At 42.1% G+C, this 20,565-nt stretch carries 9 protein-coding genes; 8 read left to right on the top strand and 1 reads right to left on the bottom strand.

Annotation, left to right across the window (positions count from 1 at the left end; translation table 11 throughout):
• Positions 1 to 14: 14 nt before the first annotated feature.
• Positions 15 to 1,457, top strand: a complete 1,443-nt coding sequence (locus BS614_RS21710) for a 6-phospho-beta-glucosidase (RefSeq protein WP_074095534.1) — start codon at positions 15 to 17, stop codon at positions 1,455 to 1,457.
• A 314-nt stretch (positions 1,458 to 1,771) separates the two neighbouring features.
• Positions 1,772 to 2,170, top strand: coding sequence for a RidA family protein (locus BS614_RS21705; protein ID WP_074095533.1), 399 nt, complete (start codon positions 1,772 to 1,774; stop codon positions 2,168 to 2,170).
• A gap of 121 nt (positions 2,171 to 2,291) precedes the next feature.
• On the opposite strand, the gene BS614_RS21700 is transcribed toward BS614_RS21705, so the two are convergent.
• On the bottom strand, positions 2,292 to 3,449 hold the full coding sequence (locus BS614_RS21700) for a S8 family peptidase (RefSeq protein WP_074095532.1): 1,158 nt from the start codon (positions 3,447 to 3,449) through the stop codon (positions 2,292 to 2,294).
• A gap of 211 nt (positions 3,450 to 3,660) precedes the next feature.
• Between BS614_RS21700 and BS614_RS21695 the strand changes: the two genes are divergently transcribed.
• From BS614_RS21695 to BS614_RS21670, 6 genes are all read left to right on the top strand, one after another.
• Positions 3,661 to 4,191, top strand: coding sequence for a GNAT family N-acetyltransferase (locus BS614_RS21695; RefSeq protein ID WP_244898177.1), 531 nt, complete (start codon positions 3,661 to 3,663; stop codon positions 4,189 to 4,191).
• A gap of 114 nt (positions 4,192 to 4,305) precedes the next feature.
• Positions 4,306 to 5,163, top strand: a complete 858-nt coding sequence (locus BS614_RS21690) for a Cof-type HAD-IIB family hydrolase (RefSeq protein ID WP_047843448.1) — start codon at positions 4,306 to 4,308, stop codon at positions 5,161 to 5,163.
• 177 nt (positions 5,164 to 5,340) lie between these two features.
• Complete coding sequence (locus BS614_RS21685; protein WP_074095531.1) at positions 5,341 to 6,606, top strand: YncE family protein; 1,266 nt, start codon at positions 5,341 to 5,343, stop codon at positions 6,604 to 6,606.
• Positions 6,607 to 6,624: 18 nt separating this feature from the next.
• Positions 6,625 to 6,846 carry a hypothetical protein gene (locus BS614_RS21680; protein WP_074095530.1) on the top strand — a complete coding sequence of 74 codons (222 nt, stop codon included), beginning with the start codon at positions 6,625 to 6,627 and terminating at the stop codon, positions 6,844 to 6,846.
• Positions 6,847 to 7,170: 324 nt separating this feature from the next.
• Positions 7,171 to 8,376, top strand: a complete 1,206-nt coding sequence (fabD, locus tag BS614_RS21675; protein ID WP_074095529.1) for an ACP S-malonyltransferase — start codon at positions 7,171 to 7,173, stop codon at positions 8,374 to 8,376.
• A gap of 273 nt (positions 8,377 to 8,649) precedes the next feature.
• On the top strand, positions 8,650 to 20,538 hold the full coding sequence (locus tag BS614_RS21670) for a non-ribosomal peptide synthetase (RefSeq protein WP_074095528.1): 11,889 nt from the start codon (positions 8,650 to 8,652) through the stop codon (positions 20,536 to 20,538).
• Positions 20,539 to 20,565: the final 27 nt, after the last annotated feature.

Genomic DNA, 20,565 nt, shown 5'->3' with positions numbered 1-20,565 from the left:
GGAGGAACTCCTCAATGAATGAAAAGTTTACAGCCTTCCCGGAGAATTTTCTCTGGGGAGGAGCAACCGCAGCGAATCAATTGGAAGGTGCTTATCTGGAAGGTGGCAAAGGTTTAACGACAGTAGATCTGATTCCGATTGGTGCCAATCGATGGAATATTGCTCTGGGTAACCTGGATTCGTATGAACCAAAAACAGGGGAATTCTATCCTTCACATGAAGCCATTGACTTCTATCATCGATATAAGGAAGATATTGCGTTATTTGCAGAAATGGGATTTAAGTGCCTCAGGCTTTCCATAGCCTGGGCACGGATTTTCCCTAATGGTGATGAAGCGGAGCCAAACGAAGCAGGCTTGCAATTTTATGATGATGTCTTTGATGAGTTATTAAAATACAACATAGAACCTGTCGTGACGATCTGCCATTTCGATGTACCTGTACATCTGGTCGAGACTTACGGCGGGTGGAAGAACCGTAAGATGATTGGTTTCTTTGAGAAATATGCGGCGACGCTATTCAATCGATACAGTAATAAAGTGAAATACTGGATGACGTTTAATGAGATCAACATGTTGCTGCATCTCCCGTACATTGGAGCGGGTATTGTTCTACAGGATGGTGAAAACAAAGATCAGGTTCTGTATCAGGCAGCACATCATGAATTGGTAGCGAGTGCACTTGCTGTTAAGGCTTGTCATGAGATCATTCCGGGTGCACAGATTGGTTGTATGTTAGCCGCTGGAATGGTGTATCCATACAGCTCTAACCCGGATGACGTGTGGAAGGCTATGGAGAAAGATCGTGAATCGTTCTTCTTCATCGACGTACAATCGAAGGGAGCATATCCGGGTTATACAAAAAGATTTTTCAGAGAAAATGACATTTGGATTGACATGCAACCAGAAGATGCAGAGATCTTGATGCAGAACACAGTCGACTATATCGGTTTTAGCTATTACGCAAGCCGGTGCACCAGTACGGACCCTGAGATTTTGAAAGATTCGACAGAAGGTAATGTATTTGGTTCGGTGAAGAACCCTTATCTGCAAGCTTCCGAGTGGGGATGGACCATTGATCCCAAAGGACTCCGTATTACATGTAATCAGCTTCATGACCGCTATGGCAAACCGTTGTTTATCGTAGAAAATGGACTTGGCGCAACCGATGTGTTGTTAGACAATGACTCCGTTGAGGATGACTATCGCATCGAATATTTGAATAGTCATTTTGCCGAAATGGCTGAAGCGATTCAAGACGGTGTAGAGCTCATAGGTTACACAAGCTGGGGACCGATTGACCTGGTCAGTGCGGGTACCGGAGAGATGAAGAAACGTTATGGCTATATCTATGTAGACCGAAATAATGATGGTACGGGCACACTTCGCAGAGTGAAAAAGAAGAGTTTTCACTGGTACAAAGATGTCATTGCAAGTAATGGCGCACAATATTTCTGATACAAGGTGTCCGACGCTATAAAATAAACAAAGAGCAGTCTCGTTACTACGGGATTGCTCTTTGTTTATAAGGGGATGAATTTGACCCTTGATGTGGCTTTCAGATATAATAAAGAAATGAAGAGAATCTTGTCACTTAAGAAGGGAGGAGCATCCACTCATGAAGAAAAAATCACTTGCGTTTATATCTTCGGGATATGGATACTCCACTGCTGTCTTTTTCTAGAATCTATTCCAAGGGTGAAGTCTGCCCAAAATCGGAAGAAAACTAGGAAATAACGCAGAAAAATCTTAAGAATGATGAGGTAATCCAAATGAATATGGACAAAATTACTAGAAAAAATCCAGAAAATATGCCAGCTCCTGTAGGTCAGTACACGCATATTACAAGAATTCCGAGGAATGCAGAGTTATTTGTGACTTCGGGTCAAATTGGAGCAGATCAGAATGGACTCTTTCCAGAGAGTCTGAATGAGCAAGTCACTAATACATTTAATAATATTAAAACAGTGCTCAAATCTGAGCGCTTAGATGCTGAACATATTATCAAAGTGAACGTATGGGCAACCGAGGAAATCGATTGGGATTTCTTATATGCCGAGTGGGGACAATTATTTAGTACGGATTATCCTGCAATGACGATTGGATATATTACGGCGTTAGGTCTACCAGAGATTAAAATTGAAATTGAGCTTTGGGCAGCAAAAGTGTAACATCGAATACTTTCTAACCAAACGAAGGAGCATCTCACTTACAGATGCCCCTTCGTTTTTTTATTTGTGTAAAAATGGAAAGGATATGCCATGTGTGCAATCATGAGCGATAGTAGGTGTATTATGGCACCTGCAAGCTCTGATAGGCATTCAGTCGACCATATGTCCAGTAGATCCCGGAGCCTGATACCGGATCAGAAGCGAAACACAGCGCATCCCGAATTTGAGCATTTGTTTTCCCTTGCGCAGCGAGAAGTGCAGCCGCTCCAGCCACATGAGGGGCAGCCATGGATGTCCCGCTAAGGTAGGCATAGGAACCACCCAGGTATGTGGATAGAATGGTATCACCCGGTGCAGCCATATCCACCCAAGAGCCATAGTTGGAGAAATTGGATTTGAGATCGGAGGGATTGGTCGAAGCGACAGCAATCACGTTGGGATATGATGCGGGTACGATTGGGAATGAAGTGTTGTCGTTACCAGCTGCGGCAATAATCACAGCTCCACGATCCCAAGCATACTGTACGGCAGCTTGAAGGAAAGCATTTCCCATCGGCCCACCAAGGCTCAGGTTAACAACCTGTACACCGTTATTGGCAGCAAAGACAAGCCCGTTACCGACATTACCTATCGTTCCTTGCCCGTTGTTATCCAGTACCCGGAGAGGAACGATGGATGCGAGCGGTGCAGCGCCTGCGATGCCCACTCCATTGTTGGTAACGGAGGCAGCGATCCCAGCTACATGGGTGCCGTGGCCGTTCCCGTCCTCAGGGATGTTATCATAATCAACATAATCATAACCGGGGAGGAGCTTGGAGGCCAATTCTGGATGGTTTAGCTGTACACCGGTATCGATAATGGCGATTTTGACAGAGCTGTTACTCTGAGTAATATCCCATGCAGCGGGTGCATTGATTTTGGACAGGTTATACTGATAAGGAAAGAAAGGGTCATTAGGAGTGAAAGAAGCCTCAACGAGGTAATTCGGCTCTGCATGTTCAATAAGCTCATGATCTTTGTAATGTTTCAGCATTCTGTGCATTTTTTTGCGGGATTCCACACGGTACCAGCCTAAATCTTCATAGGTCTCAGCGACCTTACATCTCCCTTTTTTGTGAAGGGTGTGCATCTCATCTTCGGTTGTACCTTCCTTGAATTTGACTAAGAGTTGCTTGGGAGCGTGAGGATGAAACTTGCTCTCGGCAAGTTGGTCCAGATAACGATACACGAACCCGATTACTAGCAAAATGAAAGCAAAAACACCTAACCATAACCACATGAGCGTTTATCCCTCCAATATGAATTGTGACACGCCTTATCGTATGCGAACTCTATTAGACTGCGCGGGCACTCTTGCAATTTGGATAGTAGTGTAGATAGATTGATAGGAAGGGATAAATTCGGTAAGATGATATGAAGAGAGCCGCTTTGGCATGAACAAGATTTAAGGCAGGGCCGAGAGTTAGCTCCTAATACAGAGGATAAGGAATGTGGATTTATTGACACAACTTCAGAGTATACCGACAGTCACACCAGTTCAGGCACACCAGATTCATGATGCCATTGATTTTGCCATGCGTGTACGTAGAGAAGTGTTTCCGATGATGGATCATACGAAATTGCCTGTGGACTTCGAGCAGTTCAGAGAACATTATCTGGACTCCGATGGTTCGATCTTTCTTGTTGCAATGATGGAGGGTGGGGGTATCGTCGGTTCTATTGGGATATTACCATATGATGGACGTATCGAAGCTGTGGAAGGTCGATATGCAGCTCGATCGGCTGCCGAAATAGTAAAATGTTATGTGGATCCCGCGTATCGTAGGTTTGGCATTGGTTCGATGTTGATGAACGAACTGGAGAGCGTGGTAAAGGATATGCACTATACGACGCTGTATTTGCATACACATCGCTTCTTGCCAGGAGCCGTAGATTTCTGGAAACGCCAAGGGTTTACGGTTATTGCTGAGCAGGATGATGACTGGCAAACCGTACATATGGACAAGTTGGCATGTGAGTGACCATTGGAAACGGACAAACCTAAAACATTGTGCTATAACAAGTTCCAACAAATAGCGAAATTTGCATTGCGATGGATGGTATAGGAAACAACATACATGATGGGGGCTAGGCAGATGAACGAAACGAAGCGAAAAATTGTTTTTATTGATATTGATGGGACACTGGTAGATGATGACGGAAGTATTCCGTTGTCAGCACAAAAGGCTTGTAAACAGGCCAGAGAGAACGGACATCTGCTCTATTTATGTACAGGCCGATCCAAAGCGGAAATTTATGATTCCATCTGGGATGTCGGATTCGATGGTCTGATTGGTGCAGGTGGGGGTTATGTGGAGTTTGGCAAGGACGTGTTATATCACAAAAGGGTAACAGCGGAAGATGTTCGACATATGGTCGATTTCTTTAATGAAAACGGTATTGACTTCTACCTTGAATCCAATTCGGCATTGTATGCGAGTAGCAATCTTCAACCTCACCTGGAACGCCGTATCTATGGCGATGTGGAGAATGACCCTGTAGCCAGAGAGAAGAAGGAGCTGAAACCGCACCCGTTTATTGCCGGATTAACGTATGGAGAGGCCGACCTGTACAAGGATGATGTGAACAAAGTATGTTTCTTGGAGAGCTCAGCCATCCCGTTTGAGCGGATCAAGCAAGAGTTTGAAGGGAAATTCGAAGTCATTCAGTGCACTGTGCCGATCTTTGGTGAAGGAAGTGGTGAACTGATGATCCCTGGCATTCACAAAGCCATTGCGATCGCTGATCTGCTGAAGCATCTGGGCATGTCCCAAGAAGATACATTTGCCATCGGTGATGGCATGAATGATGCCGAGATGTTGGAATTTTGTAACATCGGAATTGCCATGGGTAATGCAAAGCCAGGTCTGAAAGCCATTGCAGATGATATTACTGGAACAGTCGAGGAAGATGGATTGTATCATAGTTTTGTGAAGTATGGATTGATCACTTGATAAAGAAGACAAGGTGAGAGATAAAAACGGGTAATACGTACACCCTTTGTCCCAAACCTTATTTTAGACCCTGCATATATTATTGCAGGGTCTTTTTTTGGTTTAAACAGATCAATTTATATTTTCACAAAAGGGTTCTAATCAAACCATAACATCTAAGTGAAGGAGAGAATCGAAATGGCCATTCTATCAACCGGACCTATCGAGAATAATGCCGTAAGTGATGTACGGCCAACACAACAAGTTACCGTTAAAATTGATAACAGGAATTCTCTGGATGAATCCGTTGTTTTGATACAAGGGTATAATTTGACCTCTACGAGGACTTTATATGTCAGCGAGCAGATTTCAATTGCTCCGGATCAGGTAGTGACAAGAACTTATTTTGCCAATCTGGATGCGTTTGAATTTGTCTTTACAGTTGAAGGTGTAGCTATAGAGCAGACGGAGATTTCCGTGTGGGGCAAAAATGAAACCGGCCAGCTTGTTGCCGCACATCGATTAGTTTCTTCCGAACTTGAAATAGAGGGGGATAATACGTCAGTCAACCGCATATATGTAGCCAATTTTAATAGTAACGATGTTTCCGTCATTAATGGCGAAACGAATATGGTGATTGCTACCATTCCTGTGGGGACGAATCCTGCAGGGATTGATGTCAATCCATTAACGAGTCGTATTTATGTCGCAAACAGAGGCAGCAATACCATGTCCGTCATTAATAGTTTATCCAACGCAGTGATTGCTTCTGTTCCGGTTGGGAGTGAGCCAAGTGACGTAGGGGTCGATATAGCGACCAATGCTATTTATACGGCAAATTTTAATTCATTGGATACAACTGAAGATGTAACCGTTATTGATGGATTGACCAACACGGTGATTGATACTATCACTATTCCCGGACTCAATTTTCTAACGGGTATAGGCGTCAATTCCTTAACGAATCGGATCTATGCAGTAAATTTTAATTCTGATGCTGTGTCTGTGATCGATGGAGTAACCAATACAGTGATTGCTACGATCCCCGTTCAGGTCAATCCATTCCGTGTAGGTGTCAATCCAGCCACCAACCGTATTTATGTATCGAATTTTACCAGTAATACGGTTTCCGTTATTGATGGATTGACGAATACCGTAATTGATACCATTCCAGTCGGCGTTACGCCAGCTGCAGTAGCGGTTGATACCTCCACAAACGCCATTTACGTACCCAATCGAGACACGGATAATGTTTCAGTAATTAGTGGACTAACCAATACGGTGATTGCAACTGTGCCAGTCGGGGTTAATCCAAACGGAGCGGGGGCAAATCCGTTAACCAATCGAGTTTATATAAGCAATCAAGATGACAATACCATTTCTGTGATCGATGGCGAAACAAATACGGTGATTGCTACTATTCCGGTGGGGGCACGTCCGTTCGCAGTAGGTGTAAATCCGTAGAAAGGTGAGGGGATTCGGATGAAAGAAGTTATAACGGCATCAGACTTAATGGAGCAGCTGATCACCATGAACAAAGAAAATTCTGTATGCCAAGTTAGGATTTCAGGTAAGGGGATGTATGTAATTGTATTACAGGACGATTATTCAACTGTGCCATCTTCAGATCAGATATTGAGTGATACAGAGAAAGAAGTAAGCGAAAAAATCGGATCTGAAATAAAGAGGAATCCGTTTCTCTGAGGATAAGGAGAATCGTGAGTCTTGAATGATCAGATCAGAAAGGAACAGGCATCTCCTTAATGGAGGTGTCTATTTGCATAGTACTCAGACTACAGACAAGATCCAGTAAAGAACAGCACTAAATGTTCCAATACAGAGGCCAACAAGGAGCCCAAAAAGAACCACGAATTTTTTTCCGTTCATAGAAATAGATGACCCTCGTTTTGACTTTATTATTGCATAACTCCTAATGAAAGTTTAATATAAATTTTGCAAACAAGGAATTTATTGGTTTTGGTTTGTCGAAGTGCATGAAGTATAAAGTTGATACATGGAGGATGATGGATGAGTAATGTAGCTCTGTTGTTTCCTGGACAAGGTTCTCAGATGGTTGGGATGGGTAGAGACTTTTGGAATAAATTCGATGTGGCTAAGAAGTTATTTGAAGAAGCCAGTGATGCCATTTCTTTCGATTTGAGAAAGTTATGTTTTGAAGGTAGCATGGCTGATTTGACAATGACGATGAACGCTCAGCCTGCACTTTTGACTGTTAGTGTCATAGCATATCAGGTGTATATGCAAGAAATAGGGATGGAACCCACTTATTTGGCTGGGCATAGTTTGGGAGAATATTCGGCTCTGGTATGCGCAGGTGTTCTCTCATTTCATGACGCCATTAAACTGGTAAGACAACGAGGTATCATTATGCACACTGCAGACCCGGATCAGAAAGGTACCATGGCCGCCATTTCAGGTATTCATTTAGATACACTTCAAAACATATGCGAACAAGTTTCCACGATCGAGCGTCCTGCTTGTGTGGCTTGTATGAACGCTGACCAGCAGTTTGTCATTTCGGGACATCGGTACTCTATACAAGAAATTATTAAAAGGACAGAAACCCTGGGAACGAAACATTCTTATATCAATGTAAGTGGTCCCTATCATTCTCCCATGATGCAAACCGCAGCAGAACAATTCAAAGTTGAATTGGATCAATATCAATATGCCCATGCAAAATACCCGGTTATTTCCAACGTTACAGCAGCACCCTATGAGGCTGATCGATCTGTCACGGATTATTTAACCATGCAGATGACGATGCCTGTAAGATGGTTAGAGTCGATGAACTATTTAATTAAACAGGGAGTCACTGAAGTTATAGAGTTGGGTTCTAAACATGTGTTAGTTAGTCTTATGAGTAAAATAACGAAGCGTATTGTACCTTACTCGCTAAGTCAGCCTTCTGATTTACTAATGCTTACAAATACACAAGAAAGGAAAAATAAACGGTTAACAATTCGTAAAAAGTTGTTATCAGAACTTATAGTAACCGCACTCATTTCACGGAATTATAACCCTAATTCGATATCATACACCCAAACGGTTGAGCCATTATTTAACCAATTACAACGGGCAAAGGAACAAGTAAACAACAATGAATATGAACTTAGTGAAGAAGAGATAAATGATGCTCTACAGGTATGTCATTCCATTATTATAGCAAAAAATATTCCATTGGATGGAACCGCATTGATTGATGCAATCTAGTACCCGATCTGTTCTTTTTGCAAGACTATATTACAGCAACAGACTGCCTTTTTATAAGGTAGTCTTTTTGTCCTTTAATGCATTTGAACTTGTTGAAGCTTCAGATATTTGGTAATAAATATGTCAATAACCCACAAATCAATCTCTATTTTTTTACCATATAGTAACAATAAACTGATTGATTTTACATATATTTCTATGGTAAAATTTTGCTTGAAATATGTGTAAATAATTAGATAAGCATGTTAGAGATGATTCATTTGGAGGAGAGATATGTATACTAATCAGTTTCAAACACTAGTGGATATTATCCGCGACAGAGGTAAAATAACGGACCGCGGTATTCGTTTTATCGATGCGGACAAACGTGAAACTTTTATATCTTATCATCAATTATTTACTGAGGCACAAGGGTATTTAGGTTATCTACAAACCATCGGAATTAAACCTAAACAAGAGATTATTTTTCAGATTCAAGAAAACAAACGGTTTTTAGTCGCATTCTGGGCTTGTATACTCGGTGGAATGATCCCTATCCCTGTAAGTATTGGTGAAGATGAAGAACAAAACTTGAAAGTATGCCGTATTTGGAATTTGCTAAATAACCCTTTCATGATTGCATCTGAGAAGGTGCTGGATAAAATGAAGAGATTTGTTTTGGAACATGACATGCTTGATTTCCATCATCAATTAGAAGTCAGAACGGATCTGATCCAAGATATCATATATCATTATGAATCTATTAATAATATAGTTGAACCTCAGTCTGATGACTTGGCATTTATTCAATTTTCTTCTGGATCAACCGGTGATCCCAAAGGCGTTATGCTCACCCATCGAAACCTGATTTATAATACTTGTGCTGCTATTAATGGCACACAAATTAGTTCAAACGATAGTTTTCTCTCCTGGATGCCCCTTACCCATGATATGGGTTTGATTGGATTTCATCTCGTACCCCTCGTGGCAGGAATTCATCAGTACTTGCTCCCAACGGAATTATTTATTCGCAAACCGATTCTATGGATGAAAAAAGTAAATGAACACAAAGCAACCATACTGTCTTCTCCTAACTTTGGTTATAAATACTTCCTGAATTTCTTTCGCGAAGACAAAGCGGAGGGATGGGATCTGTCATCTGTCAGAGTCATTTATAATGGGGCGGAACCTATATTACCCGAAGTGTGTGATGAATTCCTAAATGTATTGTCAGCATATCACTTAAAGAAAACAGCCATGTTTACCGTATATGGATTAGCAGAGGCCTCTGTTGCCGTCTCCTTTCCCAAGGTAGAAGAAGAATTTACTGCGGTGTACGTTCACCGGGATCATCTGAACTTAGGGGAGCGTGTCATCGAAGTCGAGAAACATGCTGAACATGTAGCATCATTTGTTGCCGTTGGCGAAGCAATTGATTATTGCCATGTTAGAATTTGCGATGAGGAAATGAACAGTGTTCCCGATTTGGTTATTGGAAAAATTCAAATCAAAGGGGATAACGTCACCCAAGGTTATTATAATAATTCACTTGCAACGGAGAAGTTATTAACGCACGACGGATGGGTGAATACAGGAGATCTGGGTTTCATCATGAATGGAAAACTGGTTGTAACAGGGCGGGAAAAAGACATTATCTTTATCAATGGTAAAAATGTATATCCCCATGACATTGAACGTGTCGCCATACAATTAGATGATATTGAACTCGGAAGAGTTGCTGCTTGTGGTGTGTATGATTCGAATAGTCAAAGTGAAGAAATTATTGTGTTTGTCGTGTACAAAAAAAAGATCGAACACTTCTTGACGCTTGTTAAAGAAATCAAAAGACATCTATATAAACATGGGGGATGGAGTGTCAAAGAGGTACTGCCCATCAAAAAATTACCCAAAACAACAAGTGGGAAAATCCAGCGGTATCAGTTAGCCAAGCAGTATGAAGCAGGCAAATTCTCAACAGAATCTGCATTCATCCATGACTGGATCAAGAATGACAATGACAAGGCAAAGGGAAAGGCTGCTGTTTCGGTTCGAGTCATAGAACGTGAATTAACTTCACTATTTTCTGAAGTGCTGGTTGGGAAAAAGGTTGAACTTGAGGATAGCTATTTTGATATGGGTGCAACTTCATTACAGCTGGCCCAAATCGCTGAACGTATAGAACAAAAATACGGAGAAGAGCTTGCTGTTACGGACCTCTTTACCTATCCCTCGATAACTGAATTGGCAGCATATCTGGCTAGAGGTTACAGCGAGACCATGCAAGTCAACAAAACTCAAGAGGATCATACGCCATCCAAAGATATTGCTATTATCGGTATGTCTTTGAATCTCCCTGGTGCATCAAATGCAAGCGATTTTTGGCGTGTTTTGGAAAATGGAACACATAACATTCGGGACTACCCGGAAAGTCGGATAAAAGACGCAGCGGATTATATACAATCCATGCGAAGTGCAATGAGCGAAGTTCAATGGATCAAGGGTGGTTACTTGGATCAAATTGATCAATTCGACTATTCTTTCTTTGGCATAACCCCAAAAACTGCCCAATTTATGGACCCGAATCAAAGGATGTTCTTGCAAACGGCATGGCATACGATTGAAGATGCTGGGTATGCAGGGGAAGGAATCAAAGGAAGAAATGTGGGCGTGTACGTGGGGTATTCCAAAGTTGGGTATGATTACGAACGGCTCGTGACGGCGAGTTACCCCGCAGAACTCAAAAATTATATCATTGGAAATTTACCATCTGTACTGGCGAGCAGAATTGCATATTTCTTGAATTTAAAAGGCCCGGCCTTAACGATTGATACCGCTTGTTCCTCCTCACTTGTTGCTGTTCACATGGCATGTAAAGGATTGCTCGCTGGAGACTGTGAAATGGCAATCGCAGGTGGCATTCGAACGGCATTATTACCGATAAGTATCGGACTGGATATGGAATCTCCAGATGCATTGACGAGAACGTTTAGCGAAGATGCCAACGGCACGGGATTTGGCGAAGGTGTTGGGTCGGTCATGTTGAAGCCAATGCAGCAAGCGATTAAGGACGGGGACCATATCTATGGTGTGATTAAGGGAAGTGCGATTAATCAGGATGGCAAGACGGTAGGAATCACAGCACCTAACCCGGAATCACAGACCAATGTGATCGAACAGGCATGGAAAGAAGCTGGCATTTCTCCTGATACGCTTAACTTTATTGAAGCACATGGAACAGGGACAAAATTAGGTGATCCGGTTGAGTTCAATGCTTTGCGTAAAGCTTTTGAGAAATATACGGATCGGAAACAATTTTGTGCAATCGGATCTGCCAAAGCTAACATTGGACATGGTTTTGAAGCGGCGGGGATTGTTGGATTAATTAAATCTATTCTTATGTTTCAACATAGAAAGATTCCACCATTGGTTCACTTTGACAAGCCTAATCCCCTGCTTAAGTTTGAAGCTTCACCTTTTTATGTGAATCAGGAATTAATGGCTTTTGGTGAAAAAGAGGGTCCATTACGATGCGGGGTTAGTTCTTTTGGTTTCAGTGGCACGAATGCACATGTGGTTCTCGAAGAATATGTTCCTTCCCCAACCGTAGATAAAAGAATGTCCCAAGAGCCTCATCTATTTGTTCTGTCTGCTGCCACGGAACGGGCGCTGGATGAATTGGTTAGAACGTATCATGAATATCTAACCGATCACACGGATGTTTCCATTCAACAAATCTGTTATACAGCCAGTACGGGAAGGGCTAATCTGGATTATCGGCTTGCCATCGTAGTGATGAGTACACAAGAATTACATGAAAAATTGAAACGAATTGCAAGCGGAGAGGGTAAACTGCCAAATGTTTATTTTGGTTATGCAAAAAAAGACAAAACGCTTGTTAGCGATCATATCTATGTTCAGGGAAAGGCAGAATCTTTAAATGAACTCGGTCAGTTATTTACACTAGGGGCAGTGATTGATTGGGAAAGGTTTTATAATCATGAAGTCATTCGGAAAATTCCATTGCCTCTATATCCATTTGAGCAGAAGCGGTGTTGGATTGAAGTCAAACATACGATACCAGCGGGACATAGGTCAGAGAGGAATGAGGTTCAAATGGGGATGAATACAAACGATATTGAATTAAAGATTAAAACAAGCATCAGTCGTGCATCTGGGTTGAAGTTGGAAGAGCTGGATCATCAAGCTCATTTTCTCCAAATGGGATTGGATTCCATCATTCTTGTGCAAATTCAGAAGGAGATCTCAGAGCTGTTCCACTTGAATATCCCGATGGAAATGTTTTTTGAAACCCTTACAAATATTGATTCCTTAGTTAAATATGTGTCAGAGAATATAAAGCATCATGATGTATCTGAAAATATAAACAATCAAACAGTTCAGGAGCATACTGAACAACGAAATCTGGCATCTGTGAACAATATAAACACGGCAAAATCATCAGGGAATGTGTCGGAACAAATTGTGATGTCTGCCATTCAGCTCATGGAGTCCCAATTAAAAAGTTTGAATGTGTTGTTAGGCGAGCAAATGAATGCTTTTCAATCCCCGCTTTTGGAAATGAAACATCATGAAACCAAACCAACCAAAGAGATCCAACCCAATTCGGATTCGAAGGAAGCCAAACCTTTTATACCGTATCAATCGTTGAAAATTCATGAAGAGAGCGGATTATCACCGCTTCAGAACCAGTATGTTGAACAATTTATAGCCAAGTATACCGCAAGAACCAAAGGCTCCAAATTAAAAACAGGCCAAACACGTTTGGTTCATGCGAATAATCGCAATGTATCCGGATTTCGCTCGTATTGGAAGGAAATGGTGTATCCCATCATTTCAACGCGTGCAGAGGGAGCAAAGTTATGGGATATGGATGGGAATGAGTATTTGGATCTGACGATGGGATTTGGTGTAAATCTATTTGGCCATAATCCAGCGTTTATTCAAAATGTAATAGCAGACAGCCTCCAGGAACAATTGCCTCCATTGGGCCCTATGTCAGACTTGGCAGGAGATGTCGCAGCTAAAATTTCCGAGCTGACGGGTGTAGAGCGTGTCGCATTTTATAATTCAGGAACAGAAGCTGTCATGGTTGCACTTCGTTTAGCAAGGGCAGCAACGAGGCGTTCCAAAGTTGTATTATTTTCAGGATCTTACCACGGTACACATGACGGCGTGTTGGGTGTAGCGAATCCTGGGGATGCTTTATCGTCTGCGCTGCCTATGGCTCCTGGTATTGTAAATAGCGCTATGGAAGATTTGATTATTCTTAATTATAACCATCCGCAATCACTGGATATGATTCAGAACCTGGGTGATGAATTGGCTGCTGTGCTTGTAGAGCCGGTGCAAAGTCGAAGACCTGATCTGCAGCCTACACAATTCTTACGGGAACTTAGAGAGATCACGAAACAGTTTGGCATTGCACTTATTTTCGATGAAGTCATCACTGGATTTAGAATTGGTCTGGGTGGAGCACAAGATTGGTTTGGGGTTCAAGCAGATCTGGTTACGTATGGGAAAGTGGTCGGTGGCGGGCTGCCTATTGGCATAGTCGCGGGTAAAGCTGAATTTATGAATCCGGTAGATGGTGGAACCTGGAACTTTGGTGATGATTCTTACCCTTCCGATGCAGATAAGAAAACGTTTGTCGGTGGAACCTTCTGTACACACCCTCTTACGATGAGAGTGATGTTAACGGTACTACAGTATCTTCAATCTGAAGCAGGAACTTTATATAAGGAATTAAATGAAAAAGCAGATTATCTTGTTAAAGAATTAAATGCGTTTTTCAAAACAGCGAATGTACCGATGCAAATGGTGAACTATGGATCTTTATTTCGATTTATATCATTTGGAGATATGGAATTATTCTTCTACCATTTAATCTATAAAGGTTTATATATTTGGGAAGGCCGTAACTGTTTTATATCGACTGTGCATTCCATGGGTGACATGGATACGATAATCAGAATCGTGAAAGAGACGATCCATGAACTACGCGAGTGGGGGTTTATCTTTGGTGAATCGCCTGTTTCGGAATATCCGCTCTCTTTAGAGCAAAAACAATTATTGTTAACTTCATTACATGGGGAAGATGCGAATGCTGCATTAAATCAGAGTGTTATTTTAAAAATGACAGGTGGAATAAAGCCTTCCACACTGGATCAGGCCGTGAATCAGATCGCACAGCGTCATGAGGCCCTGAGAACAGTCATTCATGCCGATCGTGAAACACAACAAATCAGATCCGTAATGGAATTTCAATGTACATGGTTGGATTTCTCGGCATATGCGGGTGAGGATCAAGAACGGGAAATTTCCAATTGGTTATCTGCCGATGCAAATGAAGCATTCGATTTACAGTCTGGGGAACCTCTATTTAGAATCACCTTGCTTAAAAAGGCAACTGATCAATATCTTATGGTGCTGACATTTCATCATATTGTTGCAGATGGCTGGTCGATTGCTGTATTCATTCAAGAGTTGGAACATACCTATTCTGCTCTGGTCCGAGGAGTTCCGGTTCAATTACCTGAAGCCACTCCATTCCGAGCGTATTTAAGCTGGCAACGACTTGAACATGGAAAAGGGTCATTTACCGAAGGAGTCCAGTTCTGGAAAGAACAATTTTCCTTATCCTATCCCAACATTACACTTCCAACGGTGCAGTCCGGTGATGTGCCCAGGGGATATTCTGGTGAAAGGTTTTCCATCAAGCTGGATCATCAATTAACGGAGTCTTTGCGAACGTTAAGTATCAATAATAAGAGCAGTTTGTTTGTAACGATGTTTGCAGCGTTTCATTTATATTTGCATCAACTAACAGGGCAGTCTCACCTTGTCATCGGCGTGCCTACAGCGGGTCAGTCTCATATGCGAAAAAATGCGCTGATTGGCAACTGTGTCAACATTGTACCTGTTCATCATGCCTTGTTAATGAAGCAGTCCGTTGTAGAGCATGTTCTTCAGCTCAAGGAAACGCTGGCTCTTGTCATGAAACATCAGCATGTTCCATTGACCCTCGCATCTGAACAGCTTGCTCATATGACTGCACCGGATACACGGATTTTATTCAATATGGACAGAACCATTCATCATCTCCAATTTGAAAATATCAAGACTGAATTCATGTCGTATCCGACCAAGCATATTTCTTACGATTTGTTTCTTAATATTACGGATGTTAGCCATGAATTGTACCTGGATTTTGATTACAATACCGATCTAATTGGACCTGAGATGATGAAACTGTGGTCTGAAGGATTTAAAGGTTTGCTGCAACATATGGTGAGTCATCCAGAGGCTAAAATTTCGTCTTTGACGTTGTTCTCATCCGAGCAACAGGACCAATTACAGGGAATGTACAATCGGTTTGTTACGGAGCGTCTTCCTCACGTTAATCATGCAGCCATATTCGAGTCTCCAGTCAATGACGTGGAGAAAAAGCTGGCTTTGATCTGGGAGGACGTATTATCCCTCGATCAAGTGGGGAGACATGATCACTTTTTTGATCTCGGAGGTAACTCGCTCAAGGCGACAGTAATGCTATCCAAGGTACATGAGCAGTTTCAACATAAAATTTCAATCGTTCGATTCTTCCAAAACCAACGTCTGAAAGAGCTTGCCAGTCTGATTACAGGCGAGAACGAGGAAACATTCATTCCAATCAAGGCATTGGACGTGAAGGAGTTCTATGAGACGTCAGCTGCACAACAGCGAATCTATTTTCTGGATCAATTTGAGCCTAATAGTGTGTTTCAGAACATGTGCGGCCATATCACGGTCACAGGAAATATCGATGAAGCTAAACTAATTTCGTCATTGGAACAAATCGTGCACCGTCACGAAGCTTTTCGCACCAGTTTCCATCTGATGGATGGAGAGCTTTACCAGCGTATTGCTCCAACGATTGATTTTGAAGTAAAACAATCTCAGGAAAGCTCTGCTTCATTCGAACAACATGTTAAGGCGTTTGCAAAACCATTTGATTGCTCCAAAGCGCCATTAATACGTGCCGAATTTATTCGTATAAACGATGATCATGCAGAGATTCTCATCGAGATGCATCATATTATATCGGACGGATATTCCGTTGGCATTCTTGCGAATGAACTGATCGATGTGTATGACGGAAGAAACATGCCGGAGTTTGAGATTGAATACAAAGACTTTGCAGCTTGGCAGAAAGAATTTCTGGCGGGGGAGTCTTATAAGCAGCAAGAAAAATATTGGCTGGATCAATTCAAAGGAGAACTCCCGAACCTTAATCTGCCTACTGATTTTGTTCGGACACCTCATTTGACTTCGGCAGGTTCTAGATTGTCATTTGTGTTGGACGCACACTTGAAGCAGTCGCTGGAGAAGCTTGCGAAACAAACGGGAACTACGATGTTTATGGTGTTATTGGCAGCGTATAATGTGCTGCTTCATCAATATACGGATCAAGAAGATATGATTGTAGGTACACCAACATCAGGAAGAAACCATCCGGATGTCGAGAATATGATAGGTGTCTTTATCCAGACGGTAGCGATTCGATCACAGCCGGTGTGGAATAAGTCATTTCGATCCTATCTCGAGGAAATTAAAAAACAATCCCTGGATGCATTGGATAACCAGGACTATCTTTTTGACAACCTTGTAGAGAATTTAAACACACATCGGGATACAACCGGGACAGCACTTTTTAATACGATGTATATCTTCTTAAATACTGCGTTGAATCAACGGCAAGAACAGGATTGCAGCTTTAAAGTTAGAGAATTAAATGTCGGTGTATCGTTATATGATCTGATGTTCATCGTTGAGGATGATAATGAGTGTCTGGAAATGCACTTTAATTACAAGACGGAGCTGTTTGAACGGGATACCATCGACAGAATGAAAACACATCTGTTCAACATCCTCAGAGACATTGTGATCGAACCTGATATTGCCTTGTTCGATATTCAAATGCTGTCTGAACATGAGCAGCACGTTCTTTTATATGACTTTAATGATACCAACATAGAATATTCCCGGGATCAGACCATTCAGGAGTTATTCGAAGCACAGGTGGAACGGACACCTGATCAATTGGCTGTTAGTTTTGGAAATGAGCGATGGACGTATCGTCAATTGAATGAACGGGCGAATCAGTTGGCATATACGCTTAGAGCTGAGGGTGTGCAGCAGGATCAATTTGTAGGCATTCTGACAGATCGTTCGATTGATATGATCGTTGGCATCTTTGGCATACTAAAAGCAGGCGGGGCGTATGTACCGATTGATCCGGATTCTCCTGAAGAGCGTATCCGCTTTATCCTGCATGATTCGGGGGCAACGGTGTTAGTCACGCAAAAGCATTTGAAGCAGTTGGTATCATTCAATGGCCAAATCATGGATTTGAACGATGAAGAAACCTATGCAGCTAATCTGTCGAATCTGGAACCGGCAGGGAATTCAGAGCAGTTGGCTTATGTGATCTATACTTCGGGTACAACAGGCATGCCAAAAGGTGTGATGATCGAACATCGTCAGGTTCATCACTTGGTTAAAGCGTTGTACAGTCAAGTTATAGATGATCAGCATAGCGGTTTGCATGTCGCTTTACTTGCGCCTTACTATTTCGATGCATCTGTGAAGCAGATTTTTGGCGCACTGCTGTCAGGTCATGCCTTGTTTATTGTAGACAAGGACACGGTAATGGATGGACAAGATTTAATGAATTATTATCAGCAACACCAAATTGATTTGACGGACGGAACACCTGCGCACCTGAAATTGCTTTCGAAGGCAAAAAACATTCAAGGCATATCGCTAAAATATATGCTCATTGGCGGTGAAGCTCTCTCTCAGCAAAGTGTAAATGAAATCACATCATTATTTGCTCTCAATCATATAACGTCTCCAACCATAATTAATGTGTACGGTCCAACAGAATGTTGTGTGGATGTTGCGACATACCGTGTACTTCCAGAACACCTGGATACGGCGAATCAACGAGCTCACCTACCGATTGGTCGAACATTAGGAAATAATCGCCTGTATGTACTGAACAAACATGGCAAAGTTCAGCCTGTAGGCGTCGTAGGGGAATTATGTATCTCTGGCGATGGGGTTGGTAGAGGATACTTGAATTTACCTGAGCTGACAGCAGAAAAATTTGTACGTGATCCGTTTGTCCAGGGAGCGACAATGTACAAAACGGGAGATTTGGTGAGATGGCTTCCCGATGGCCATATCGAGTATCTGGGAAGAATGGATCACCAAATTAAGATTCGCGGATATCGGATCGAAGTAGGAGAAGTCGAAGCAGCGCTGTTAGATCTAGAGTGTGTGAAAGAAGTTATCGTCATTGCACATGAGGATGATCACGGGGACAAATCGTTATGTGCATACTTTACAGCGGATTCCACGCTGACGGTGGGAGAGTTAAAACAAAGCCTCTCTAAGGTGTTGCCAAATTACATGGTTCCAGCCTACTTTATACAATTGGATCACATGCCTCTGACATCGAACGGGAAAATCGATCGCAAATCGCTTCCGAGTCCAGAAGAAAACATACAAACGGGAAGTGAATATATAGAACCCCAAACTGGGGTGGAAAAACAGTTGCTGCCTATTTGGCAGGATGTGCTTGCCGTGAAAAAAATCAGTGTAAAAGACAGTTTTTTTGATGTAGGAGGCAACTCTTTACGTGCGACCAAGCTGGCCGCCAAAATCAATCAAAAGCTGAATATCCGCATATCGGTAAGAAACGTCTTTGAATGGCAGACCATTGAACAGATGGCTCAATCTATTGAACAAATGGAACAGGAAGTATCAGTGTCCATTCCTCAAGTGGATGAAAAAGAATATTATCCTATTTCTTCAGCGCAAATGAGAATGTATATTATGAGCATCAAAGCCGGCAAGGAACTCATGAACAACATGTCAGGTATGTTTATGTTGGAAGGATCGCTTGATCGGATCCGATTGGAAGAAGCATTTCAACAATTGATTCATCGTCATGAATCGCTTCGGACTGGATTCAAAGTCATACACGGAGAACCGAAACAGATCGTATACCCTAAAGTTAGCTTTGGAATTGAATTGATCGAGTCAACGGAAGAAGAGATCGAAGATCGAATTGAACAGTTTGTTCGCACATTTGATCTCGGGCAAGCACCTCTTATGAGGGTGGGACTTATTGAACTTCAGCAGGAGCGTCATGTATTGCTGGTAGATCTCCACCACATCATTGCAGACGGACTATCCGTGCATCTTCTGATGACTGAACTTAGCCAGTTCTATAAAGGAGAGGAGCTATCTCCTCTTCGAATTCAATATAAGGACTATGCTGAATGGCAGCAAATACAGCTTCATAGTGAGCGGATGAAAAAGCAGGAGAAGTATTGGCTTACTGTGTTTGGTGAGAGTATCCCGCTATTGGATCTGCCAACAGACTATGAAAGACCTGAAACACTAAGCTATGCGGGAGATGTATTGGACATTGTTTTGCAGGAAGACATCCTTCCAGGCTTAAGGAATATGGAAGCACGGACAGGAACAACGTTATACATGATTCTATTAGCCGCCTATACGATTTTATTGTCTAAATACAGCGGACAAGAAGATATCATTGTAGGCACGCCGATTGCAGGCAGGACACATGCTGAGCTGGAGCCGGTCATGGGGATGTTTGTGAATACACTGGCTATTCGAAATTATCCTGCCGCGGATAAAACATTCACGGAGTATCTGCTGGAAGTGAAAGAAAATATGTTGAACGCTTATGAGAATCAGGATTATCCGTTTGAAGAATTGATTGAGAAAGTGAATGTAACCAAAGATGCTCGGCGGAATCCGTTGTTTGACACCATGTTTGTGTTGCAGAATACAGATGCCTCAGAGATTCAGATGGATGGAGTAACCTGTAAGCCTTATGCTCCAAATACGAGAGTATCCAAATTCGATTTAACGTTGTATGTTACCGAATTGCAACACAAGTTAGAAGTGGCCTTTGAATACAGTACGATTTTATTTGAGAAAACAACGATTGAAGCGATGTCGCAAAATCTGTTGGTCATATTAACAACCATTGCCAACGACCCTCATATTGAAATCAACAAGATTCAATTGGTTGAAGAATTAATAGATGGGGATACGCTGGCTGATCTAATTGAAGTAGATTTCTTCTAAGCTAACCTAAAAATATAAAGTGATCGG

The organism is Paenibacillus xylanexedens, from assembly GCF_001908275.1.
Taxonomy (GTDB): Bacteria; Bacillota; Bacilli; order Paenibacillales; family Paenibacillaceae; genus Paenibacillus; species Paenibacillus xylanexedens_A.
The sequence above is the reverse complement of the archived record's forward strand: the minus strand, read 5'-3'. Positions and strand labels throughout refer to the sequence as shown.

What these genes read in the sequence shown, in the direction of transcription:
- BS614_RS21705 (WP_074095533.1), top strand. Translation starts at nt 1,772, where the DNA reads ATGAATATGGACAAAATTACTAGAAAAAATCCAGAAAATATGCCAGCT.
- fabD (WP_074095529.1), top strand. Translation starts at nt 7,171, where the DNA reads ATGAGTAATGTAGCTCTGTTGTTTCCTGGACAAGGTTCTCAGATGGTT.
- BS614_RS21670 (WP_074095528.1), top strand. Translation starts at nt 8,650, where the DNA reads ATGTATACTAATCAGTTTCAAACACTAGTGGATATTATCCGCGACAGA.
- BS614_RS21690 (WP_047843448.1), top strand. Translation starts at nt 4,306, where the DNA reads ATGAACGAAACGAAGCGAAAAATTGTTTTTATTGATATTGATGGGACA.
- BS614_RS21680 (WP_074095530.1), top strand. Translation starts at nt 6,625, where the DNA reads ATGAAAGAAGTTATAACGGCATCAGACTTAATGGAGCAGCTGATCACC.
- BS614_RS21700 (WP_074095532.1), bottom strand. Translation starts at nt 3,449, where the DNA reads ATGTGGTTATGGTTAGGTGTTTTTGCTTTCATTTTGCTAGTAATCGGG.
- BS614_RS21710 (WP_074095534.1), top strand. Translation starts at nt 15, where the DNA reads ATGAATGAAAAGTTTACAGCCTTCCCGGAGAATTTTCTCTGGGGAGGA.
- BS614_RS21685 (WP_074095531.1), top strand. Translation starts at nt 5,341, where the DNA reads ATGGCCATTCTATCAACCGGACCTATCGAGAATAATGCCGTAAGTGAT.